Here is a 23,195-nt window from a genome sequence, read left to right on the forward strand (position 1 = left end):
ATGGTGATGGTATGGCTGTACCGAAGGCCGAACCTGTATTGAAAAAGAAGAAATTGTTTGTGATGCCTGATGCTTATGTGCTGCTGTTCATTGTCGCTTTACTATGCGCGATAGCGTCGTACATCGTTCCCGCGGGAGAATTTGACAGGGTGACAAAGGGCAGTGTGACGTCCGCCGTCCCGGGAAGCTATCATTCTTTAGACCAGTCTCCTGTCAGCCCGATCGCTTTTTTCACCGCGATTCAGGAAGGGATGACAAGTTCCGCGCCGATCATTTTTTTAATCCTGTTTACGGGCGGCACCATTGCGATTTTGGAGAAAACGGGCGCCATCAATGGATTGATCAGTAATGTCATCAGTACGTTCCGAACAAAACAGCTGCTGTTTATTGCGATTGTCGGATCTCTATTTTCGATCCTCGGCACAACCGGCATCGTCGTTAATTCTGTGATCGGTTTTATTCCGATCGGCCTGATCGTCGCCCGCTCGCTGAAATGGGACGCCGTGGCCGGAGCGGCCGTCATTTATATCGGCTGCTATGCCGGGTTTAACGCGACGATTTTATCACCTTCACCGCTCGGGTTATCACAAAGCATCGCGGAGCTGCCGCTGTTTTCCGGTATCGGCCTGCGGATTGCCGTCTACATTTGTTTTCTGTTATCATCTATTTTATATATTTATCGGTATACGAGAAAACTCAGAAAAGCAAAGGACGCCAGTCTGCTTGGGAACGATTGGTTTCCGGCGGCAGGTTCACTCCCGCAGGTTTCTGAGCCGGAGGACAAGCATGTCCCGTTTACCGTCCGCCATAAATTGATTCTGGCTGTTGCGGCTTTGTCGCTTGCCGGCTTTTTATACGGCGCGCTTACTCTTGGCTGGTCTGATTCAGAGATGGCCGCCGTGTTCATTTTTATCTCAATCGTGTCCGGCCTGATTGCGGGAATGGCGGCAAATGATATCGCAAAAACGTTTATTACAGGCTGTCAGGGGCTCGTTTATGGTGCGCTGATCGTCGGAATGGCGAGAAGCATTTCCGTTATCCTGGAACACGGAAAGCTGCTTGATACGGTAGTCAATGGCCTTGCGTCACTGCTGCACGGTTTCAGCCCGATGGCAGGCGCCATCGGAATGTATATTTCCAGCGCCCTGCTTCATTTTCTGATTTCATCGGGCTCAGGGGAGGCGGTCGTATTTATTCCGATCTTGGCGCCGCTTGCCGATCTGATGGGTATCACGAGACAGGTCGCGGTTGAAGCGGTTATGCTTGGGGAAGGCGTCGTAAACTGTGTCAATCCGACTTCCGGCGTGCTGATGGCCGTACTGGCTGCCAGCGGCATTCCGTACGTAAAGTGGCTTCGCTTCATGATTCCGCTGGCGCTGATTTGGTTTGTCATCGGCCTTGTGTTTATCTGCATAGGCGTCCTGATCAATTGGGGTCCTTATTAACATTTTTGTCAATGATATTTCGGTTTATCATTATGAATCGGCAAGATATAATGGGAGTTGTAAGCCATTCTTAATAGTACGGGAGGAAGTCATGAATCAGCGTCGGAACAGACTTTCAAACGTGAATGGAAAGAGTGAGAGTGTGAAAGAGAAAGAACGAATGATTTGGTCAGAAGTCGGAATGCTTGTGGGCACACTGTCTTTGCTTGACATCATCGTACGCGGACTTGTTCTGAACTGTCCGTTTAGGGAATGGGCCGGTAGCTTGGCGGTTTTCTTCATTATAATTGTTTATTATTGTATCAGGGCGGGAGCGTCGGGAATGCTCATGCCGAGAATAGACACCAAAGAAGAACTGCAAAAGCGGGTGAAGCAGCAGCGGATAGATTCAATTGCGGTCACTTTTGCGGTAGCGGCGCTTACGATGTACGACAGGGGGTTTCCCCATACATTCTTTGCTTGGCTGAAAATGATCTTTCTTTTTATCGTCTGCGGAGGCATTCTGTTTCTGCTTCGGTATGTCATTGTGAAGCTGTCTTACAGAAGAGCGATAAAAGAAATAAAAAAGAAATCATCTTGACAGGTGGTTTCTTTTTTTGTTTGAAAGCGGGAAGTCTTTTTAATTGATAGGAATATAGATTTGAATTCACTCTGTCACGTTGCTTTGATAGAGAGAGTGTGATAAGTTGAAATGTAAGCGTTAACAGAATTCTCCAGTCTTCACAACAGTTGAAAGGAGCTGAAGAAAGAGTAAGAGGAATTTTTGACTCCGCAGTCAGTCTTCAAAAATGAAATAAGGAGTGTCAAAAATGTTTGAAAAACGATTCAAAACCTCTTTACTGCCGTTATTCGCCGGATTTTTATTGCTGTTTCATTTGGTTTTGTCAGGCCCGGCGGCTGCAAACGCTGAAACTGCAAACAAATCGAATGAGGTGGCCGCGTCATCGGTCAAAAACGGGACCATCCTTCATGCTTGGAATTGGTCGTTCAATACGTTAACACAAAATATGAAAGAGATTCGTGATACGGGCTATGCAGCCATTCAGACGTCCCCGATTAACCAAGTAAAGGAAGGGAACCAAGGAGATAAAAGCATGAGGAACTGGTACTGGCTGTATCAGCCGACATCGTACCAAATCGGCAACCGTTACTTAGGCACTGAACAAGAATTTAAGAACATGTGTGCAGCCGCGGAAAAGTATGGCGTAAAAGTCATTGTTGATGCGGTTATCAATCATACCACCAGCGATTATGCCGCGATTTCTGACGAGATTAAGCGTATTCCAAACTGGACCCACGGGAACACACAAATTAAAAATTGGTCGGATCGATGGGACGTCACTCAAAATTCATTGCTTGGGCTGTATGATTGGAATACACAGAACACTGAGGTGCAGGCCTATCTGAAACGTTTCTTGGAAAGAGCATTGAATGACGGAGCAGACGGGTTCCGCTATGATGCCGCCAAACATATAGAGCTTCCGGATGATGGGAATTACGGCAGCCAATTTTGGCCGAATATCACAAATACATCGGCGGAGTTCCAATACGGAGAAATCCTGCAAGACAGCGCGTCCAGAGATACTGCTTATGCGAATTATATGAATGTGACGGCTTCTAACTATGGGCATTCCATCAGATCCGCTTTAAAGAACCGTAATCTGAGTGTGTCGAATATCTCCCATTATGCATCTGACGTGTCTGCGGACAAGTTAGTCACATGGGTGGAATCACATGATACGTATGCCAATGATGATGAAGAGTCCACATGGATGAGTGATGACGATATTCGTTTAGGCTGGGCAGTGATTGGTTCCCGCTCAGGAAGCACGCCTCTTTTCTTTTCCAGACCTGAGGGCGGAGGAAATGGTGTAAGATTTCCCGGAAAAAGTCAAATAGGAGATCGCGGGAGCGCCTTATTTAAAGATCAGGCGATCACTGCGGTCAATCAATTTCACAATGAAATGGCCGGGCAGCCCGAGGAACTCTCGAATCCGAATGGGAACAATCAAATATTTATGAATCAGCGCGGCTCAAAAGGCGTTGTGCTGGCAAATGCAGGCTCGTCTTCTGTCACCATCAATACTTCAACGAAATTACCTGACGGCAGGTATGATAATAGGGCCGGCGCCGGTTCATTTCAAGTAGCGAACGGCAAACTGACAGGTACGATCAATGCCAGATCCGCGGCTGTTCTTTATCCTGACGACATTGGAAATGCGCCTCATGTCTTCCTTGAGAATTACCAAACGGGGGCAGTCCATTCTTTCAATGATCAGCTGACGGTCACCCTGCGTGCAAATGCGAAAACAACAAAAGCCGTTTACCAAATCAATAATGGGCAGCAGACAGCATTTAAGGATGGGGACCGATTAACGATCGGGAAAGGAGATCCAATCGGCACGACATACAACATCAAGTTAACCGGAACGAACGGCGAGGGTGCAGCGAGAACCCAAGAATACACGTTTGTCAAAAAAGACCCGTCCCAAACCAACATCATTGGCTATCAAAATCCGGATCATTGGGGCCAGGTAAATGCTTATATCTATAAACATGATGGAGGCAGGGCGATAGAATTAACCGGATCGTGGCCGGGGAAAGCCATGACTAAGAATGCAGATGGAATGTACACGCTGACGCTGCCTGAGAATGCGGATACGGCCAACGCCAAAGTGATTTTTAACAATGGCAGCGCCCAAGTGCCCGGACAGAACCAGCCCGGCTTTGATTATGTGCAGAATGGTTTGTATAACAACTCCGGTTTGAATGGTTATCTTCCGCATTAATGGATAGGGCCATCATCACATCAGCGTGCCGGCAAACCCCGCTTCTGGGAAAGGGACAGCGCGTCTTCAATCACGCTGAAAAGATGACAACATCCTAAAACGGTTCCGTTTTAGGATGTTGTCAACAATCTGGAAACCATCACCGATATTTTTTTATCCAAAAATCAAACTTTTCTCTTGCAAAAGTTTGTGAAGTATTGCACAATATAAATGTGAAATACTTCACAAGTTGAAAACAGACACCACGAAACACTGGAGGATGAGCATACATGATGAACGAACGAGTGAACAAAGTAGCATTAATCGGAGCAGGTTTTGTTGGAAGCAGTTATGCATTTGCGTTAATTAACCAAGGGATCACAGATGAGCTTGTGATCATTGATGTAAATAGAGAAAAAGCCATGGGAGATGTCATGGATTTAAATCACGGAAAGGCATTTGCGCCTCATCCGGTCAAAACGTCTTACGGCACATATGAGGATTGCAAGGATGCCGATATCGTGTGCATCTGTGCAGGGGCCAATCAAAAACCGGGCGAAACGAGACTTGAGCTGGTCGAAAAAAATCTCGCCATTTTTAAAAGTATTGTCGGTGAAGTAATGGCAAGCGGATTTGACGGCATCTTCCTCGTTGCCACAAACCCGGTCGACATTCTCACTTATGCGACTTGGACATTCAGCGGCTTGCCGAAAGAACGCGTCATCGGCAGCGGCACGACACTGGATTCTGCGCGATTCCGTTATATGCTGAGCGAATACTTCGGAGCCGCTCCGCAAAACGTACACGCCCACATTATCGGCGAGCACGGCGATACCGAGCTTCCTGTATGGAGTCACGCCAATATCGGCGGAGTGCCGGTGCAGCAATTGCTGGAGAAAAATGCAGCTTACAAACAGGACGAGCTGGATCAGATCGTTGATGATGTGAAAAACGCGGCCTACCATATTATCGAGAAAAAAGGCGCGACATATTACGGAGTGGCGATGAGCCTCGCCCGCATCACAAAAGCGATTTTGCGTAATGAAAACAGCATTTTAACCGTCAGCACATATCTGGACGGCCAATACGGTGTAAACGACGTCTTTATCGGCGTTCCGGCCGTCGTCAATCGGAACGGTATCGCAGGTGTGACGGAACTTGAGCTGAATGAAACAGAACAGGCTCAATTCAGCCGCAGCGCAAACGTGCTGAAAGATATTCTCGCTCCGCATTTCGCTGGGTAAATAAAAAAGCAGTACATGACAAACGCCATGTACTGCTTTTTTTAATTCGCTTTTTTCGCCATTTCCTGAGAGGTTTTTACTCTCGCTTTTCCCATAAACAAAATGGTAACGGCCGCAATGACGATCGGCGCCAGCGCAAGCGTAAATACATATGTGATGCTTTGCGACATGGCGTCAATAATGCGATCCAGAATGTGCGGCGGAATATGAGCGCGCGTGCCGGCCTGGAAAATGTCCTGCGGATTTCCGATGTTCTGCATCGCGCCGCCCGCTCCTTTCATGCCGCTGAATGAATCTGTGAGCTTATTGGTAAACACATTCGTCTGGATGGTGCCGAAAATCGTCACACCGAGCGTCATACCGAATGATCTCAAAAACGAGTTTGTTGAGTTGGCGCTTCCGCGATAACGCGGCTCCAGATCGTTCATGGACGCGGCCGGCAGCAGTGAGAAGTTGAAGCCGACGCCGAATCCTGAGATCAGCATGAATACCGTCAGCATTGTACGCGCCGTATCCGGTGTCATATTGGAAAGCAGCAGCATTCCGATAAAGAAAGCGACCACGGAAATCAGCATTAAATTGCGGAACTGTACTTTCGTCTGGAAAATTCCGCCGATCATACTTCCGATAACAGAACCGATCATCATCGGCGTCAAAATAAAGCCTGCGCTTGTCGCGGTGCTTCCGTACACAGCCTGAACGAAGATCGGGATAAACACCGCTAAAATGACGAACGTGGCTCCGTAAAGGAACGCCAGAATCTGTGCCGTGGCAAATAAACGGTTTTTAAACATCCAAAATGAGATAATCGGTTCTTCCGCTTTTCTTTCCACAATAAAAAAGGCGATAAAGAACACGGCGAACACAGCGAACAGACCGATGATCTGCACGGAGTTCCAATCATACGTTTTTCCGCCGAGCTCAAGAGCGAACATCAGACCGACAATGGAAACCACCAGCGTAATCGCGCCGGCCCAGTCGATTTTCTGCTTCCTGTGTTCAAGGGATTCTTTATAATAACGAAGAATGAAAAACAATGATAAAATACCGATCGGCACGTTGATGTAAAACACCCAGTGCCAGCTGATGGAGTCGGTAATGAGCGCGCCTAAAAGCGGTCCGAGAACGCTGGACAGGCCGAAAACGGCACCGAACATGCCCGACATTTTTCCGCGTTTTTCCGGCGGAAATAAATCAAAAATGATCGTGAAGGCGATCGGCATCAGCGCGCCTCCGCCGATTCCCTGAATGACGCGGTAAATAATGAGCTGATCCATTGTTTGGGCGATTCCGCATAATGCAGATCCGATTAAGAAAAGAATAAGACCGAATAAAAAGAAACGTTTGCGTCCGTACATATCGGACAGTTTTCCGTAAATCGGCATACCGGCCATAACGGCTACCATATATGATGCCGTCACCCACGCGAACTTATCGAAACTTCCGAGGTCCGCCACGATATTTCCCATCGCAGTGGCAACGATTGTATTATCCATAGCCGACATTAAAATGCCCAGTAAAAGACCGATGACGACAAACTTCGTCGAGGCGTCCTTCGCGGCTGTTTGTTCCATGCTTTTTCCTCCCATACTTACTTTTGATCATTAAATTTGCTATGATCATATTAGATTTGCCGAAAATTATCTTGATCGTCAAGATAAATTGATTTTATAGGGAGGCCTGTCAGTTGTCAACAAGAAATACCAGAAGCGAGACGGAGGAAACCGCGATACAGTTATTCCGGAAGATGGCCACAAGGACGATCCTTTTTCATCAGGCGGCCGCTCAATCTCTCGGTCTGTTTCCGACCGATTTAAAATCAGCTGATATCTTAAATGAAGCAGGCCCGATGACCGCAGGCGAGCTGGGGAAAAAAACCGGCCTCAGCACAGGTTCGGTAACGGCGCTCATTGACCGGCTCGAAAAAGCGGGATATGTCATGAGGAAAAAAGACCCCGAAGACAAACGGCGGGTGATCATCGTGCCGCTGACAGCCGGAAAAGCGAATGTGAAGCAATTGTTCAGCTCCTTATCCCAGTCCACGATCAGCCTTTGCCGGCAATATAAAGAAGAAGAACTGCGGCTGATATTCGATTTTTTAGGAAAAGCGACGGACATGATGGAAGACGAGCTTGAGAAATTAAAATAATATATCATAGCACGGCCCATTCATGAATAACTTGTACAAGTTGCATGAATGAGGGGGAAGCCAATGAACATCTTTTTAAGCTACATCGTTCTCGGGCTGTCATTGTCAGCACCTGTCGGCCCGGTCAATGCGGCGCAAATTGACAAAGGCATCAAAAACGGCTTTTGGCATGCATGGATTTTCGGTCTTGGCGCCATGGCCGCGGACGGGCTGTATATGATTCTGATCTATTTCGGGCTGTCTCAATTTTTGACCGCTCCTTTTGTAAAAACGTTTTTGTGGCTCTTCGGTTTTTTCGTGCTGACCTATACGGGAGTCGAAACGTTAAAAAATATAAGGGAAGCGATGAATGTCAGAAGCGGAAAAGGAAAACCGGCTTTTTACAAAACATTCGGCGCGGGATTTTTTATTTCTCTTTCCAATCCGCTGAGCATTTTATTCTGGCTCGGCATATACGGGAGCATTCTCGCCAAAACCGCTGAATCCTTCGATGCAAATCAGCTTTTGATTTACAGCTCCGGCATTCTTCTCGGCATTTTGATCTGGGATTTCTGCATGGCGGTCGCCGCGAGCACTTTCAGAAATCTCCTTCATGAAACAGCGCTCCGCTGGCTGACGGGAGCGGCGGGTGTGTCTTTGATCGTTTTCGGGTTTTATTTCGGATGGCAGGGGATTCAAATGCTCATCTCATAAATAGAAGAGTCACCCATCGCCTATCTCCATCATAACGTATCATGACGATACTGGAGGTGGGCCGATGGCAAGCGGGCTGTACACAAAAAGTTGCCTTGAGGAAAAGGTGTTGGATCTGCCAAATTGGCAGAGAATCGCTTTTGAGCTTCTATCAGAAAAAGTAGGCGATAAAGCGGATACGTTTCCGTGCATTCCCGGACGTCAGGGATTTTTGACAGATCAGCTCCGTATATCCTTTGCGGGTGATCCCCGCGAAGACGGAACCCCGGAGGAAGTGGGGGTGCTGCTGTCCGAGTACGGAAAGATCTCAAGGGATACCGGAAGATACGCGTCGCTGCTTGTGATTTTTGATACGCCTGAGGATTTAGCTGAGCATTATTCCATTGAGGCGTATGAAGAGCTGTTCTGGTCTTTTTTAAACCGGCTGAGCGCCTGCGACCCGAATGACTGGCCGGAAGACATGCCGGAAGACCCTGAACATTATAAATGGGAGTTCTGCTTTGACGGCGAGCCGTATTTTATTCTGTGCGCGACGCCTGCGCATGAAGCGAGACAAAGCAGAAGCTTCCCGTTTTTTATGCTGGCGTTTCAGCCGAGATGGGTTTTCGAAGGATTAAATGATTCAACCGCGTTCGGACGAAACATGAGCCGGCTGATCAGAAAACGCTTAGAGGCGTATGATGAAGCCCCTCTTCATCCCCGATTGGGGTGGTACGGAGGAAAAGACAATTTAGAATGGAAGCAATATTTCCTCCGTGATGATGAGACGCAAGTGTCAAAGTGTCCCTTTTCTTATTTGAAGAGACTGTTTAAACCGACGAAATAAGCTATGATCCGGCAGGGCTGTGTCCCTGCTTTTTTTGTACGATCCATGTCACGATCGCAATGACGGCGAGAAAACAAAGGCTGACCAGAAAACCGGGCCGGCTCGATTTCTCAAACAGCGTCCCGGAGACGGCCGCGACAATCAGCACAAGGGCGATAAAAATCTGTGCGGTTCCCATCTTTGTCGTTTCGAGCAGTTTCTTGCCCGAGAACAAAATGAACAGCCACGTATAAAGAAGCATGAGGCCCGCCGCGGTTGTCATGTGTTCATATATATTTTTCGGCAGCACCAATGACAGGATGATGGAGACGATGAGTCCGGCAAACGTCAATCCGAGCGCAGGCCAGCAGATTTTTTTGTTTTCCTTTAACCTGAAGCATTTCGGCGCATCCCCGTCATCGGCCATTGTACAAAGCAATGTCGTCACGGCAAACAGCGAGGCGACGAGCGTGGAAAATCCCGCAATAATAAAAATACCGTTAAAAATATCAAGAATGATATCTAAATGAAAACCCTTCAGCGATGTAATAAACGGGCTGTCCTGCTCGGTGAATTTGCCCAGCGGCACTAACAGCAGCGCCAGGCCGAGAGAAATGACGTAAATCACCGCAAGTACGGCAAGCATCAGCCGGCCTGATTTTGAGGCTTCCTCCGGTTTTTTCAAGTGTACGGTCATCAGCCCCAAGACTTCAATTCCTCCGAAGGCGTAAAACGCATAAATCAGCCCCGTCCATAACCCCATCGCTCCGTGCGGGAACAAATCCTTTGATTCGTTCGGCACCTGCACATCCGGTTTATGAGAAAATATACCGCACAGCGCCAATATGGCGATCACGATAAACATAAAAATCGCCGCCGTCTTGACAACAGCGAGCACATTTTCCGTTTTTTGAAAAACGGACAGCCCCGTAAATATAATCAAAAGACCGAGCACCGCATAGATGGAGGCGAAAATCCACAGCGGCACATTCGGAAACCAATGCTTCGTAAACAGCGAGATCGCTGTCAGCTGGCTTCCCGTGATCAGCATCTCGGACGACCAGTACACCCATCCGTTGCTGAAACCGGCCCAAGTGCCGAAAGCCTTTCTCGCATAAGCGCAAAAAGACCCCTTTTCGGGCTGTTTAGCCGAAAGCTTCGCGAGCTGCTCAAAGACAAAATAGGTGCCAAGCCCGGCAATAAGAAATGAGATCAGCGCGGAATATCCGCTTTTGACAATAGCGATACTGGACCCGAGAAAAAAGCCCGTCCCGATTGTGCAGCCGACGCCGATTAAGGAGAGCTGCCACCAAGCGAGATTTCCTTTAGGCTGGTCCTGTGATTTACCCATGAAGTTCAACCCCTTTATCAAAGCTTAGATTGCGGCCGTCAGAAGGGGAATATACATCCAATAAATTGCTTTACATGAAACAAACGGCCGGAGTTCATAATAGAAGAAAAAAAGGAGCAGTCTGATGACACAGCAATTTATCGTACCGCCGAAAAAAGGGCTCGGCCTGAAGGTTCACAAAGGGCAGATTATAAAAGTAGTCGATGTGGAAGGGCAGCAGGTGGCTGACTTCACGGCGTACCATGCCAAGGACTTTTATGAACATCTTGATCAGGGCGCGACGATTGATGCCAACCAGTCCATTCATGTAAAAACGGGTGATCATATTTATTCGAATTTATACAAGCCGATGCTGACGCTGATTGAGGATACAGTCGGCAAGCATGACCTGCTGCTTCCCGCCTGCCGTCCGGATATGAACAGGCTTTTATACGGAAAGCATAAAGACGAGCTCCAGGATACGTGCTATGACAATATGAGCGGGGCGCTTAAACCGTTCGGGGTGCCGCGGCCGCATATGCATTACCCATTCGCCATCTTTATGAACACGGTGCTCGATGAGAGAGGGAACTTATCAGTCGAAACGCCTCTTTCTGACGCGGGTGATTATGTACGGCTCCGTGCGGAAATGGATCTCGTCGTCGCGTTTTCATCCTGTCCGATCGAAAAAGGAAAATGCAACGGCGACAGCATCACGGCGCTGCGGGTGGAAATCAGCTGATCCCGGTGTATTTGATTCACTTAAAATCCGCACCTGTGCTATATTTAACAAAGAGTCTTACATAGTGGCATGATTCATTTTCAGCATGAACGGGAAATGGATCATAAAGAAACAATGCAGGAGGAGTGATTGGGATGAGCATCCAGAAACAAATTATGAATGATCTCCATGTAAAGCCCTCAATTGATCCGAAACAAGAAATTGAGGACAGAGTGAACTTTCTGAAACAATATTTGAAAAAAACAGGTGCCAAAGGCTTTGTGCTCGGCATCAGCGGGGGGCAGGATTCCACGCTTGCGGGACGCCTCGCCCAATTGGCGGCTGAGAGCATCAGAGAAGAAGGCGGAAATGCGGAATTTATCGCCGTCCGGCTTCCGCACGGCACACAGCAGGATGAGGATGACGCCCAATTGGCGCTCAAATTCATTAAACCTGATAAATCATGGACATTTGATATTAAGTCCGCTGTCAGCGCGTTCGCCGATCAGTACAAAAAAGACACGGGCGATCAGCTGTCTGACTTTAACAAAGGAAATGTAAAGGCCAGAATGAGAATGATCGCTCAATATGCCATCGGCGGACAAGAGGGGCTGCTTGTCATCGGAACCGACCATGCGGCCGAGGCGGTGACCGGTTTCTTCACGAAATACGGTGACGGCGGAGCTGATCTGCTGCCGCTGACCGGATTAACGAAACGCCAGGGCAGACGTTTATTAGAAGAGCTCGGCGCGGCGGAACGCCTGTATTTGAAATTACCGACGGCCGATCTGCTCGATGAAAAACCGCAGCAGACTGATGAGACCGAACTCGGCATCACATACAATGACATTGATGATTATTTAGAAGGCAAGGACGTTTCTTCCGAAGTGATTGAGGCGCTGGAAAAACGCTACCTCAGTACGGAGCACAAGCGCCAGGTGCCGGCATCGATGTTTGATGATTGGTGGAAATAGAATGAAAAAAACCTCCCTTTTGAAAGGGAGGTTTTTTGTTTATCGCATTTTTATTTATCTACACTTTCATAAATCCCTACCCAATACCCTTTGCTGCTGTCATAGTATTTGCTTTTGAAAATCCACTTTGTTCCATCTAAAACGAAAGAAGCAGCGAAGTTGCCGTTAGGACTTTGAACGAGCTTGATGGCATTAATGCCGGCATCTGCTTTCGTTGAGATTGGGCTATTTTCCACGGATGCTGTTGGTGATGCGGCAAAGGCAGGAGCGGCAGACATCAGTAAGGCAAGAGACAGCGCAGAACCGGTTAACACTTTTTTAAATTTCATTTCGAGCACTCCCTTTTCAAATGAAATGTATTACACTGTTAATAATTATACAATTATCCATAAAATTCCTCCAGTGTTTCTAAAATTTTTTTCTTAATTTGAAAAAACATCCCTTCTGAAGGGATGTTTTTTATTTCTTAAAGCAGTGCCTGATCTCATTCAGAGATTCTTTCATATGCGCTTCAGCATGATGACCGAAGTATTCGAGTGACACGAATCCGCCGTAGTGCCTGTTCAACAGTTCTTTCAGAAAGGGTTCCTGCCGTAAATCGCCTTGCAGAACAGACACCGGCTTGCTGAGATACCAGTTGTCAAAATTCCAGTGATAGTTTTTCAGATGAATGTGGCTGACGGTATGATACAGTTTTTCTAAAGCGGACATTTGGTCAACGTGATTGACGTGTAGGTTGGAGCCGTCAAAAATGGTGCGGACCCGCGGATGTCCGACATCCTCCAAAAATGCCAGCGCCGCCTCTGGTGTATCCGCGTACGTATCGTAATGAATCTCAAGCCCGATATCGACTTCATAGTCATCTGCGAGCCGTGCCGCCTGCTGAAATTGATCAACCGCACGCTGCCACTTTTCCGGTGATGTCCGATGCGAAGGAAGATTGCCGGCAAAGACTCTGATCAAGGGACTGTGCAGCTGTCGTGCCGCGCTTAATGCCCTTTGAACATCCTTTAACGCCTGCCTTTCATCCTGAGTGGCGAAGTCAGTGTACAAACTGACGGCAGGCACCCCGATGCCTTCCTCCTGAAGCTGCTGATCAAGCCTGTCGAGCGGGCCGATTTCCTCTATATATTGTTTAGCGTGTCCGTACCACAGTTCGATTCCGTTAAAGGAGTGCTCCTTCGCGAAAGAAATGACGTCGAAAATATGCTTTTTTTTAAACCCTGTCGTGCAAAAACTCAGTTTCATCGGTAATCCTCCCGTAACTGTCTATCATATGTGTACTTTTTCCCCGGGTGCGATACGGATAAACAGGTGAAAAGGGCAGACACTTTTTTATAAGCGGGGTGTGTCTGCATCAGGTCAGTGCAGCACACAAATTGTTTAGCGCTTTTTTGCGTCAAAGTATTAAATAATTGACCGAAGTGTTGTACAATTAATTTCATTCGAGTAAGGGGGAGAAGCCATTGAAAAATGAAACGGAGCTGACGGACTTCAGTCCCGTCCGCAATAAACCGACTCGCGCTCGTTATGTGATACTGATTCTTTTGTTTTTTATCACTGCGATTAATTATATAGACCGTGCCAGTGTATCCATCGCCGCCCCGTCCATTCAGACATCGCTGAACATAAGCCCCGCGCTTTTGGGCGTCGTCTTTTCCGCATTCAGCTGGACCTATACGGGAATGCAGATTCCCGGCGGGCTCATTTTGGACAAATTCGGGTCAAAACGGACGTACGGCGTTTCTTTATTGATCTGGTCGGTTTTCACCGGAGTGCAGGCTTTTGCGGCCAGTTTCGGATTTTTATTCGGCTGCCGCCTGATTATCGGGCTGGCTGAATCGCCTGCGTTTCCGGCAAACAACCGGATTGTCACGACATGGTTTCCAAGGCGGGAACGCGCCTTTGCGACGGGTGCTTATACGGCGGGGGAATATGTGGGGCTGGCGTTCGCCACACCGGTTTTATTCTGGGTGTTAACGGCATTTGACTGGCGCGCCGTCTTTATTTCCTCAGGGGTGCTCGGGCTTGTTTTCTCCATTTTCTGGTTCAAAATGTATCACGAGCCGAATCGGTGCCGGAAAGTGAACCGGGAGGAGCTTGATTATATTAGAGAAGGCGGCGGACTGACAGAGGTGTCAGAATCAGCCGGCAGGATCACGTGGCCGGATTTCGTCCAGCTTCTTAAATACCGCAAGCTTGTCGGCTTGTATATCGGCCAGTTCGCCGTAGCCTCCACGCTGTTCTTCTTTTTGACATGGTTTCCGACTTATCTGGCGGAGGCAAAGCACATGGCTTTTTTAAAAGTCGGCTTCGCCGCATCAATTCCGTATATCGCCGCCTTTTTCGGCGTATTGTTCGGCGGATATTGGTCTGACGGAATGATGAAACGGGGCGTGTCGGTGAACGTTGCCCGGAAAACGCCCGTCATCCTCGGTCTTCTGCTGACAGGCTCCATCGTGCTCGCGAATGTTACGGATTCTGCTCCTGCGGTTTTGACGATCTTATCCATTGCTTCTTTTGCGCAGGGCATGTCCAATATTTCCTGGACGATGCTGAGTGAGGTGGCGCCAAGCGAGACAATCGGATTGGCAGGAGGCGTGTTTAACTTTTTCGCCAATATGGCCGGTATTATCACCCCGCTTATCATCGGGTTTATCGTTTCTGCGACCGGTTCATATAACGGAGCGATTCTGTTTGTCGGCGCTGTCGCATTTATCGGGGCATTTTCTTATATTTTCATTGTCGGAAAGGTGGAACGCATTACGCTCCGATAGAAAGAAAAACTCATCTCTTCTTAATAAAGGATGGGTTTTCTTTCATTGCATTATCTCTATATTTCAATATTGAGTTATCATATAATAAACATAACTTTTTCATTTCTTAGGAGGATTTCGCCGAAGATGAACGCAAAACGTGCCATTCCCGTAAGAGAAAGAAATATCGTACTGATCGGATTCATGGGTGTCGGAAAGACAACAATCGGCCAGCTGGTCGCTAAGAAATTATACAGAGACTTCATTGATATTGACCTGCAGATTGAGAAAGATTTCAATATGTCCATCCCTGAAATGTTTGAGAAAAAAGGTGAAGCCTTTTTCCGTCAGACCGAAAAGGATTATATATTAGATATCTGCCGCAATACGAAATTCAAGATCGTGTCTCTTGGGGGCGGTTCGTTTAAACAAGAGGAAATCAGGCAGTGCTGCCTTGAAAACTGTCTCGTGCTCCATCTTGATTTATCATGGGAGAATTGGAAGCAGCGGGCTGATCTGCTGATTGAAAGCCGTCCCGTTCTGCATAACCGTTCCATGGATGAAATGCAGCAGCTCTTTAACGAGCGCCAAAGCATCTATGATAAACATAATTCAAAAGTGGCGACGGATAATCTGGAACCAGAAGAAATAGCCGATTATATCGTAGAAACGTTAAAAATCGGCTGGGACCTGTATCAGCCGATGTAAAAAGAGCCGTGACGCTGTGAGCGCACGGCTTTTTTGTTTTTAAACAAACGTTTATTAAAATGTTTAGAAAATGAGTGTAAAATCGTGTTAAGATAGAGTCAGAAAATTAAATCTTATAAAACAAAGGAGAATAATCGGATATGCAATTATACGACTTGCCGCTCGACCAACTGCAAACCTATAAACCAAATAAAACCGCTCCTCATGACTTTTCGGATTTTTGGGCATCATCATTACATGAGCTTGCAAAGGAAGAGGCAAAGCCTGAATTGAAGGCTGAAAGCTACCCGGCTGACGGCGTGAAAGTATTCCGGCTGACATACCGAAGCTTCGGCAAGGCGGAAATTGAGGGATGGTACGCCGTTCCTGACCGGCAAGGACCGCATCCGGCCATCGTGAAATATCACGGCTATAACGCGAGCTATGACGGGGATATACATGACATCGTAAATTGGGCGCTACACGGATATGCCGCATTCGGCATGCTTGTCCGCGGTCAGCACAGCAGCACAGATACAGGCGTCTCACCGCACGGACACGTTCCCGGCTGGATGACGAAAGGGATTTTAGATAAAGATACATATTATTACCGCGGTGTGTACTTAGACGCCGTCCGGGCTTTGGAAGTCATCAGCGGCTTTAATGAAGTGGATGAAACGAGGATCGCCGTCATCGGCGGGAGCCAGGGAGGCGGACTTTCAATCGCCGCGGCGGCACTATCTGACATTCCGAGAGCGGTTGCGGCTGATTATCCTTATTTAAGCAATTTTGAGCGGGCCATTGATGTCGCTCTTGATGAGCCGTATCTTGAGATTAACTCCTTTTTCAGAAAGAACGGCAGCCCTGAAACGGAGAAGGCCGCGATGAATACACTGGCCTATTTTGATATCATGAATCTGGCGGACCGCGTAAAAGTTCCGGTGCTCATGTCCATCGGGCTGATTGACCGCGTGACTCCGCCGTCGACGGTGTTTGCCGCTTACAATCATCTGGAAACGGAAAAAGAATTGAAGGTTTACCGGTATTTCGGACATGAATACATACCTTCTTTCCATACGGAAAAGCTGGCCTTTCTGAAAGCGCATCTGAAAGGCTGACGATAGCGAAAAGCCCAAGTACTTGGGCTTTTTTCAGGTATCATCACGGAAAAGGACGGATACAGATGGAACAAAGGATCATCGAAGAATTAAAACGAATTGAAGCACAGCACGGCGTCAAGGTGCTTTATGCCGTAGAATCAGGGAGCCGCGCATGGGGATTTCCGTCAAGCGACAGCGACTACGATGTACGGTTTCTCTATGTGCCGAAAAAAGAATGGTACTTTTCGATCGAACCGCATAGGGATGTCATAGAAGAGCCGATTCATGACATGCTTGACATCAGCGGCTGGGAACTGAGAAAAGCGCTTAGGCTTTTTAAAAAATCAAATCCGCCTCTTTTGGAATGGCTCTCTTCTGAGATGATCTATTATGAAGCTTTCTCAGCGGCTGAAAAGCTTCGAAAACTGAAAAACCGCGCCTTTTCGCCTGAAGCCGGCATCTATCATTATCTCAATATGGCAAAACGGAATGAAAAAACGGAATTGCGGGGCAGTGAAGTGAAGATTAAAAAGTATTTTTATGTTCTGCGTCCTCTCCTTGCCTGCAGATGGATTGAAACGTTCGGCTCCGTACCGCCGATGTCATTTCCCGTACTGGCCGATGCCTTATTGACGGATGAAGCGCTCATTTCTGAAATCAATACACTGCTTACAAGGAAAAAAAGCGGTCAGGAGCTGGCTCCGGAACCGAGAAATACGATCATTCATGCATTTATAGAAGAAGAAATAGAACGCATCGGGCACTATGTCAAAACGATCAAAACGCCGAAACCTGACATAACGGAGGAACTGAATCAGCTATTGATTCAGATCGTCGAAGAGGCGTGGGGGTAAAAAGGCGGAAATTGACGATTGCCGTCATTTCCGTCCGCCATTTTTCGGCATAATCCGCCTGCTATCTAAGAAGCTGATTGTGGTAAAACCACAAAAATTTATCAGAATCTTTGTATTTTTAGAATATTGTGAGAGGATGTTTTGTCCATTTACAATAGACTCATACAAATACTTCTTAGATTGCGGGGTGTTAAGGTTGGAAGTGATTACAAGAGATTTTTTCTTATTTTTATCCAAGAGCAGCTTTCTCAATAAGATGGCGCGAAGCTGGGGAAGCCGTGTGGCAGCCGGCAAAATCATCGGAGGAATGGATTTCCGCAGTTCTATCCCGACAATCCGACATTTGAACAGCCAAGGGCTGTCAGTTACTGTCGATCATTTGGGGGAATTTGTAAACAGCGGTGATGTCGCGAAAGAACGCACCGAGGAGTGCATGCAGACCATCGCCTTAATCGCTGATGAACAGCTGAATTCCCAAGTGTCATTAAAAATGACGTCTTTAGGTCTTGATATAGATCTCGATCTTGTCTATGAAAATATGACGAAAATCCTCCAGACGGCTGAAAAACATAAAGTCATGGTGACGATTGACATGGAAGATGAAACGAGATGCCAGAAGACGCTGGATATCTTTAAAGACTTCCGGAGCCGGTATGAATATGTAAGCACCGTGGTGCAGGCTTATCTGTACAGAACGGAGAAGGATCTTGATGACCTCAGCCCGCTGAATCCGTTTCTGCGGCTTGTCAAAGGGGCCTATAAAGAATCGGAAAAGGTGGCCTATCCTGAAAAAAGCGACGTCGATGAAAATTATAAAAGACTCATCCGCAAACAGCTTTTAAAAGGACATTATACGGCAGTTGCCACGCATGATGACAAAATGATCGAGTTTACAAAACAGCTTGCCAAAGAGCACGGCATTCCAAACGACCGTTTTGAGTTTCAGATGCTGTACGGCATGCGCTCGCAAACCCAGCTCAGCCTGGTGGAAGAAGGTTACCGCATGAGAGTCTACCTGCCCTACGGGGATGACTGGTACGGCTATTTCATGAGACGGCTCGCCGAACGCCCCTCAAACATCGCATTCGCCTTTAAAGGGATGACTAAGAAGTAAAAAAGGGAGAGATGACAATGACTACACCTTATAAACACGAACCATTCACGAATTTCCAAGATCAATCGAACGTTGAAGAATTTAAGAAAGCGCTTGCGACGGTAAATGAGTATCTGGGAAAAGATTATCCGCTCGTCATCAACGGTGAAAAGGTAGAGACGGAAGCGAAAATCGTTTCAATCAATCCGGCTGATAAAGAAGAAGTCGTCGGAAAAGTGTCAAAGGCGTCCCAGGAGCACGCTGAGCAAGCGATTGAAGCAGCTGCGAAAGCGTTCGAAGAGTGGAGATACACATCCCCTGAAGAAAGAGCGGCCGTTTTGTTCCGCGCAGCTGCCAAAGTCCGCCGCAGAAAGCACGAATTCTCCGCCCTGCTCGTCAAGGAAGCGGGAAAACCTTGGAACGAAGCTGATGCAGATACGGCTGAAGCAATTGACTTCATGGAGTATTATGCACGCCAAATGATCGAACTGGCAAAAGGCAAACCGGTCAACAGCCGCGAAGGCGAGAAGAACCAATATGTGTACACGCCGACTGGAGTGACAGTTGTTATTCCGCCGTGGAACTTCTTGTTTGCGATCATGGCAGGAACAACAGTGGCGCCGATCGTTACTGGAAACACAGTGGTTCTAAAACCTGCGAGTGCTACACCTGTTATTGCAGCAAAATTTGTTGAGGTGCTTGAAGAGTCCGGATTGCCAAAAGGCGTAGTCAACTTTGTGCCGGGAAGCGGAGCAGAAGTAGGCGATTATCTTGTTGACCATCCGAAAACAAGCCTTATCACATTTACAGGATCACGTGAAGTCGGTACGAGAATTTTCGAACGCGCGGCGAAAGTGCAGCCGGGCCAGCAGCATTTAAAACGTGTCATTGCTGAAATGGGCGGTAAAGATACGGTTGTTGTCGACGAGGATGCGGACATTGAATTAGCGGCTCAATCGATCTTCACATCTGCATTCGGCTTTGCCGGACAAAAATGTTCTGCAGGTTCACGTGCAGTTGTCCATGAAAAAGTGTATGATCAAGTATTAGAGCGTGTCATTGAAATTACGGAATCAAAAGTAACTGCTAAACCTGACAGTGCAGATGTTTATATGGGGCCTGTCATCGACCAAGGTTCTTACGACAAGATCATGAGCTACATTGAAATCGGAAAAGAAGAAGGCCGTTTAGTAAGCGGCGGCACCGGAGATGATTCAAAAGGCTACTTTATCAAGCCGACGATCTTCGCTGACCTTGATCCGAAAGCAAGACTCATGCAGGAAGAAATTTTCGGACCTGTCGTGGCGTTTTCTAAAGTGTCAAACTTTGATGAAGCTTTAGAAGTGGCCAACAATACTGAATATGGTTTGACAGGCGCGGTCATTACAAATAACCGCAAACATATTGAACGGGCGAAACAGGAATTCCATGTCGGCAACCTGTACTTCAACCGCAATTGTACGGGAGCGATTGTCGGCTACCATCCGTTCGGAGGCTTCAAAATGTCCGGCACTGATTCAAAAGCGGGCGGCCCGGATTATTTGGCCCTCCACATGCAGGCGAAAACAATCAGTGAAATGTTTTAAGAGGGACTGAATGGGCATCCTCCTCGCGGGGGGTGTCCATTTCACCATAAACATATAAAGCGGAGGAGGAAATGCCATAGCAAACATTCAGTTGATTATTTCCATTTGTATTTATATGGCGGGTATGCTGTTTATCGGTTATTTCGCCTACAGACGGACGTCAAATCTGACGGATTACATGCTCGGGGGGCGTTCTTTAGGCCCTGCCGTCACAGCGCTCAGCGCGGGAGCGGCGGATATGAGCGGATGGCTCTTGATGGGGCTTCCGGGTGCTATGTTCTCGACAGGATTAAGCGGCGCTTGGATTGTGCTCGGGCTTGTGCTCGGGGCGTGGGCGAACTGGCTTTTCGTGGCGCCGAGACTGAGAACGTATACCGAAAAAGCGGGGAATTCCATCACCATTCCGGGTTTCCTTGAAAACCGTTTCGGTGATCATACGAAGCTTCTCAGACTGTTTTCGGGTCTTGTCATTCTCGTCTTTTTCACATTTTACGTATCATCCGGCATGGTCTCAGGAGGCGTCTTATTCAACAGCATTTTAGGGTTGAATTACCACACGGGACTGTGGGTCGTGACAGGCGTCGTTGTCGCCTACACCTTGTTCGGAGGCTTTTTGGCGGTAAGCTGGACGGACTTTGTTCAAGGGATCATTATGTTTGTGGCGCTTATTCTCGTGCCGATTGTGACGATTTTCCATACGGGCGGCCCGGGGGAAACCGTTGCCGATATCCGTTCCGTCAACCCGGAACTGTTTAACATGTTCAAAGGGACGACCGTCCTTGGCATTATTTCTTTATTTGCGTGGGGGCTCGGCTATTTCGGGCAGCCGCATATTATTGTGCGCTTTATGGCGATCACATCTGTGAAAGAAATCAAACGCGCCAGACGGATCGGAATGGGATGGATGATTTTGTCTGCACTAGGCGCGCTGTTTACGGGTCTTGCGGGAATCGCGTATTACCACCAGCACGGACTGAAGCTGGCTGATCCGGAAACCATTTTTATTCAGCTCGGCAACATTCTGTTCCACCCGATTATTACGGGATTTCTCATTTCTGCGATTTTAGCGGCCATTATGAGTACGATTTCGTCTCAGCTGCTCGTTACGTCCAGTTCTTTAGTAGAGGATTTGTATAAGTCCATGTTCAGGCGTTCGGCTTCTGATAAGGAACTCGTATTTCTGGGGAGAATGGCAGTGCTTGCGGTGTCAATCATCGCTTTGGTGCTCGCTTGGGAGAAAAACAACACGATACTTGGTCTTGTCAGCTATGCATGGGCGGGATTCGGCGCGTCATTCGGGCCGGTCGTACTGCTCAGTTTATTTTGGAAACGGATGACGAAATGGGGGGCACTCGCCGGCATGATTGCGGGAGCGATTACCGTAATCATTTGGGCGAATGCCGGTCTTTCAGACTTTTTGTACGAAATCATTCCGGGCTTTGCTGTAAGCCTTGCCGCTGTATTTGTCGTCAGCTTATTGACACAGGCTCCGTCAAAAGATGTCACAGATCAGTTTCATGATTACCGTGATACACTTTCTCAATAAAAGCAAGGAACGAGAGGAAGAAGGGACCGCCCTTTTTCCTCTTTTCACGATACAGGCTTTCGGATCATGCCGTTTTGGGAATATGTGAATTTTTTTCTATACAAAAAGTCACCCCGCAGAGTATGATAAAGATAAAAAGAGCATAGGAGAAATAGGTATGGAAGAGCTTTTAGAGAGAGTTTTTTCATTTACGGACATTGATAAATTAATTGATTTCATCAGTTATGAATTGCAGAAGCCCGTTATTCTGGAAAGCGCGGATTTCTTTTTGCTTGCCTATAATTCTTACTACATTAATCACTTCGACTCCGCCAACCAGCAGACGATATTTTCGAAAAAATGCCCCGTGCAGATTTTTGAAAGGTTTCTGAAGGACGGGGTGATCGAAAAGCTGAAAACCGTTCCTGAACCGTTCCGTGTCGAAAAAATAGACAGTATCGGACTGAATCAGAGAGTGGTTGTAAGCGCAAAACATAAAGGGGAAGTGATGGGCTACATCTGGATTCAGGAGCTCGACCGAAACTTGACGGACGAGGAGCTCGATTTTTTATATGAAACTTCATTCCATGTCGGAAAAATCATCTATAAAACGAACCGGCTGAAACAGGAAAAAGAAGAGAGAGCGGAAGACCTGGTGAAACGGGCGATCTTTCAGCAATTCTCCTCTGAAAAGGAGTTCAGGCGGGAAGCGGAAAAGATGAACGCCGTGCTGCCGTCGGTTTTTTCAGTGGTCGTCCTGCACGCCGCAAATGGGGATGGGGAGGCAGTCGAAGATGTGAAGGAAAATATCAAATCGTACTTGAACTTGCGGGATAAAGTCAGTCACGTCTTAACCATTGATTCCAATATTGTCATCGTCGTCGCAAGCTTCTCGCAAAAAAGCTCCGGCACTTCGGCAGCATCTGAATTTATCCACAAACTGCTGACTCATTTTCACTTTCAGAAGATCCCCACTCCCATCTATATCGGAATCGGCAATGAATACAGCAGCATCCTGAAGCTTGGCAAAAGTTATATAGAGGCCCTTGAAGTCATAAAGGCCGCCGAAATTACCGGAAACCAGGAAAATATCCCGTACGAATACAGTAAGCTCGGGATTTACCGCTATCTTGAAAGCATCGAAGAAAAAAACGCCTCACTGGAATATGTAAACGATGATTTAGCGTTATTAAAAGCCAAAGACAGAGAAAGCAGTACCGAACTGCTGAAAACGTTAGAAATCTATCTCCTCAATAACTGCAAAACAAAACCAGCCGCAGAACAGCTTTTTATTCATCAAAACACATTGAACTACCGTATTAAACAGATTCTTGACATGACATCAATTAATTTAAACGACTTCAGGACAAGGTGCCAGCTGTATCTCGATATCATGCTGATGAAAAAGAGATAAAAAAGAAACCAGTCGCCGTACTGGTTTCAGTTTTAATACCTTCCCGCTTAT

At 47.3% G+C, this 23,195-nt stretch carries 21 protein-coding genes; 17 read left to right on the forward strand and 4 right to left on the reverse strand.

The genetic code is table 11. From position 1 onward, the window contains the following. Positions 1-11: 11 nt before the first annotated feature. The 4 genes from MY7_RS00640 to MY7_RS00655 all read left to right on the forward strand — a co-directional run bounded on the left by MY7_RS00640 (position 12) and on the right by MY7_RS00655 (position 5,457). A complete protein-coding gene (locus tag MY7_RS00640; protein WP_007609251.1) occupies positions 12-1,445 on the forward strand; it encodes a YfcC family protein in 1,434 nt (477 codons plus the stop codon). Between the two features lie 91 nt (positions 1,446-1,536). After that, positions 1,537-2,025, forward strand: a complete 489-nt coding sequence (locus tag MY7_RS00645; protein ID WP_007609253.1) for a DUF6773 family protein — start codon at positions 1,537-1,539, stop codon at positions 2,023-2,025. A 229-nt stretch (positions 2,026-2,254) separates the two neighbouring features. After that, positions 2,255-4,234 carry an alpha-amylase gene (amyE, locus tag MY7_RS00650; protein WP_007609255.1) on the forward strand — a complete coding sequence of 660 codons (1,980 nt, stop codon included), beginning with the start codon at positions 2,255-2,257 and terminating at the stop codon, positions 4,232-4,234. A gap of 269 nt (positions 4,235-4,503) precedes the next feature. After that, positions 4,504-5,457 (forward strand): L-lactate dehydrogenase, encoded by a 954-nt coding sequence (locus MY7_RS00655; protein WP_007609256.1) that lies wholly within the window; start codon positions 4,504-4,506, stop codon positions 5,455-5,457. Between the two features lie 41 nt (positions 5,458-5,498). On the opposite strand, the gene MY7_RS00660 is transcribed toward MY7_RS00655, so the two are convergent. Further along, the gene (locus tag MY7_RS00660; protein ID WP_029325715.1) at positions 5,499-7,031 is read right to left on the reverse strand and encodes an MDR family MFS transporter; all 1,533 of its coding nucleotides are present in this window, start codon (positions 7,029-7,031) and stop codon (positions 5,499-5,501) included. 113 nt (positions 7,032-7,144) lie between these two features. On the opposite strand from MY7_RS00660, the gene MY7_RS00665 reads away from it, so the two are divergent. From MY7_RS00665 to MY7_RS00675, 3 genes are all read left to right on the forward strand, one after another. Beyond that, entirely contained in the window at positions 7,145-7,606 is a 462-nt protein-coding gene (locus tag MY7_RS00665) for a MarR family transcriptional regulator (protein ID WP_003156626.1), read from the forward strand. Between the two features lie 63 nt (positions 7,607-7,669). After that, positions 7,670-8,299: a LysE family translocator gene (locus tag MY7_RS00670; protein ID WP_003156625.1), complete on the forward strand. Its 630-nt coding sequence runs from the start codon at positions 7,670-7,672 to the stop codon at positions 8,297-8,299. A gap of 64 nt (positions 8,300-8,363) precedes the next feature. Beyond that, positions 8,364-9,125: a YqcI/YcgG family protein gene (locus tag MY7_RS00675; protein WP_007609260.1), complete on the forward strand. Its 762-nt coding sequence runs from the start codon at positions 8,364-8,366 to the stop codon at positions 9,123-9,125. 1 nt (position 9,126) lies between these two features. Here MY7_RS00675 and MY7_RS00680 read toward each other — a convergent pair whose 3' ends face one another. Further along, on the reverse strand, positions 9,127-10,455 hold the full coding sequence (locus MY7_RS00680) for an amino acid permease (RefSeq protein WP_007609261.1): 1,329 nt from the start codon (positions 10,453-10,455) through the stop codon (positions 9,127-9,129). Positions 10,456-10,579: 124 nt separating this feature from the next. Between MY7_RS00680 and MY7_RS00685 the strand changes: the two genes are divergently transcribed. Further along, positions 10,580-11,176, forward strand: coding sequence for a DUF1989 domain-containing protein (locus MY7_RS00685; RefSeq protein WP_007609267.1), 597 nt, complete (start codon positions 10,580-10,582; stop codon positions 11,174-11,176). A 134-nt stretch (positions 11,177-11,310) separates the two neighbouring features. After that, a complete protein-coding gene (gene nadE / locus MY7_RS00690) occupies positions 11,311-12,129 on the forward strand; it encodes an ammonia-dependent NAD(+) synthetase (RefSeq protein ID WP_007609268.1) in 819 nt (272 codons plus the stop codon). Positions 12,130-12,179: 50 nt separating this feature from the next. On the opposite strand, the gene MY7_RS00695 is transcribed toward nadE, so the two are convergent. Continuing rightward, the gene (locus tag MY7_RS00695; protein ID WP_007609269.1) at positions 12,180-12,458 is read right to left on the reverse strand and encodes an antimicrobial peptide LCI; all 279 of its coding nucleotides are present in this window, start codon (positions 12,456-12,458) and stop codon (positions 12,180-12,182) included. A 130-nt stretch (positions 12,459-12,588) separates the two neighbouring features. Beyond that, positions 12,589-13,377: a sugar phosphate isomerase/epimerase family protein gene (locus tag MY7_RS00700; protein ID WP_007609270.1), complete on the reverse strand. Its 789-nt coding sequence runs from the start codon at positions 13,375-13,377 to the stop codon at positions 12,589-12,591. Between the two features lie 218 nt (positions 13,378-13,595). Between MY7_RS00700 and MY7_RS00705 the strand changes: the two genes are divergently transcribed. The 8 genes from MY7_RS00705 (at position 13,596) to MY7_RS00740 (ending at position 23,144) form a co-directional block, all read left to right on the forward strand. Continuing rightward, positions 13,596-14,906 (forward strand): MFS transporter, encoded by a 1,311-nt coding sequence (locus MY7_RS00705; protein WP_007609271.1) that lies wholly within the window; start codon positions 13,596-13,598, stop codon positions 14,904-14,906. A 126-nt stretch (positions 14,907-15,032) separates the two neighbouring features. Continuing rightward, positions 15,033-15,593 (forward strand): shikimate kinase, encoded by a 561-nt coding sequence (locus tag MY7_RS00710; RefSeq protein ID WP_003156609.1) that lies wholly within the window; start codon positions 15,033-15,035, stop codon positions 15,591-15,593. 140 nt (positions 15,594-15,733) lie between these two features. Next, positions 15,734-16,690, forward strand: a complete 957-nt coding sequence (gene cah / locus MY7_RS00715; RefSeq protein WP_007609272.1) for a cephalosporin C deacetylase — start codon at positions 15,734-15,736, stop codon at positions 16,688-16,690. A 65-nt stretch (positions 16,691-16,755) separates the two neighbouring features. Continuing rightward, positions 16,756-17,526: a nucleotidyltransferase domain-containing protein gene (locus MY7_RS00720; protein ID WP_007609273.1), complete on the forward strand. Its 771-nt coding sequence runs from the start codon at positions 16,756-16,758 to the stop codon at positions 17,524-17,526. 202 nt (positions 17,527-17,728) lie between these two features. Continuing rightward, positions 17,729-18,640 (forward strand): proline dehydrogenase family protein, encoded by a 912-nt coding sequence (locus tag MY7_RS00725; RefSeq protein WP_087920787.1) that lies wholly within the window; start codon positions 17,729-17,731, stop codon positions 18,638-18,640. A gap of 17 nt (positions 18,641-18,657) precedes the next feature. Then, positions 18,658-20,205, forward strand: coding sequence for an L-glutamate gamma-semialdehyde dehydrogenase (gene pruA, locus MY7_RS00730; protein ID WP_011996302.1), 1,548 nt, complete (start codon positions 18,658-18,660; stop codon positions 20,203-20,205). Between the two features lie 91 nt (positions 20,206-20,296). Beyond that, positions 20,297-21,751, forward strand: coding sequence for a sodium/proline symporter PutP (putP, locus tag MY7_RS00735; RefSeq protein ID WP_007609276.1), 1,455 nt, complete (start codon positions 20,297-20,299; stop codon positions 21,749-21,751). Between the two features lie 157 nt (positions 21,752-21,908). Further along, on the forward strand, positions 21,909-23,144 hold the full coding sequence (locus tag MY7_RS00740; RefSeq protein ID WP_003156600.1) for a PucR family transcriptional regulator: 1,236 nt from the start codon (positions 21,909-21,911) through the stop codon (positions 23,142-23,144). The last annotated feature ends 51 nt before the right edge of the window (positions 23,145-23,195 follow it).

Origin of the sequence: Bacillus sp. 5B6 (assembly GCF_000259405.1) — a bacterium.
Classification (GTDB): Bacteria; Bacillota; Bacilli; order Bacillales; family Bacillaceae; genus Bacillus; species Bacillus velezensis.

Coding starts and splice junctions, on each gene's coding strand:
- MY7_RS00640 (WP_007609251.1), top strand. CDS start 12: ATGGCTGTACCGAAGGCCGAACCTGTATTGAAAAAGAAGAAATTGTTT.
- MY7_RS00645 (WP_007609253.1), top strand. CDS start 1,537: ATGAATCAGCGTCGGAACAGACTTTCAAACGTGAATGGAAAGAGTGAG.
- amyE (WP_007609255.1), top strand. CDS start 2,255: ATGTTTGAAAAACGATTCAAAACCTCTTTACTGCCGTTATTCGCCGGA.
- MY7_RS00655 (WP_007609256.1), top strand. CDS start 4,504: ATGATGAACGAACGAGTGAACAAAGTAGCATTAATCGGAGCAGGTTTT.
- MY7_RS00660 (WP_029325715.1), bottom strand. CDS start 7,031: ATGGAACAAACAGCCGCGAAGGACGCCTCGACGAAGTTTGTCGTCATC.
- MY7_RS00670 (WP_003156625.1), top strand. CDS start 7,670: ATGAACATCTTTTTAAGCTACATCGTTCTCGGGCTGTCATTGTCAGCA.
- MY7_RS00675 (WP_007609260.1), top strand. CDS start 8,364: ATGGCAAGCGGGCTGTACACAAAAAGTTGCCTTGAGGAAAAGGTGTTG.
- MY7_RS00680 (WP_007609261.1), bottom strand. CDS start 10,455: ATGGGTAAATCACAGGACCAGCCTAAAGGAAATCTCGCTTGGTGGCAG.
- MY7_RS00685 (WP_007609267.1), top strand. CDS start 10,580: ATGACACAGCAATTTATCGTACCGCCGAAAAAAGGGCTCGGCCTGAAG.
- nadE (WP_007609268.1), top strand. CDS start 11,311: ATGAGCATCCAGAAACAAATTATGAATGATCTCCATGTAAAGCCCTCA.
- MY7_RS00695 (WP_007609269.1), bottom strand. CDS start 12,458: ATGAAATTTAAAAAAGTGTTAACCGGTTCTGCGCTGTCTCTTGCCTTA.
- MY7_RS00700 (WP_007609270.1), bottom strand. CDS start 13,377: ATGAAACTGAGTTTTTGCACGACAGGGTTTAAAAAAAAGCATATTTTC.
- MY7_RS00710 (WP_003156609.1), top strand. CDS start 15,033: ATGAACGCAAAACGTGCCATTCCCGTAAGAGAAAGAAATATCGTACTG.
- cah (WP_007609272.1), top strand. CDS start 15,734: ATGCAATTATACGACTTGCCGCTCGACCAACTGCAAACCTATAAACCA.
- MY7_RS00720 (WP_007609273.1), top strand. CDS start 16,756: ATGGAACAAAGGATCATCGAAGAATTAAAACGAATTGAAGCACAGCAC.
- pruA (WP_011996302.1), top strand. CDS start 18,658: ATGACTACACCTTATAAACACGAACCATTCACGAATTTCCAAGATCAA.
- MY7_RS00740 (WP_003156600.1), top strand. CDS start 21,909: ATGGAAGAGCTTTTAGAGAGAGTTTTTTCATTTACGGACATTGATAAA.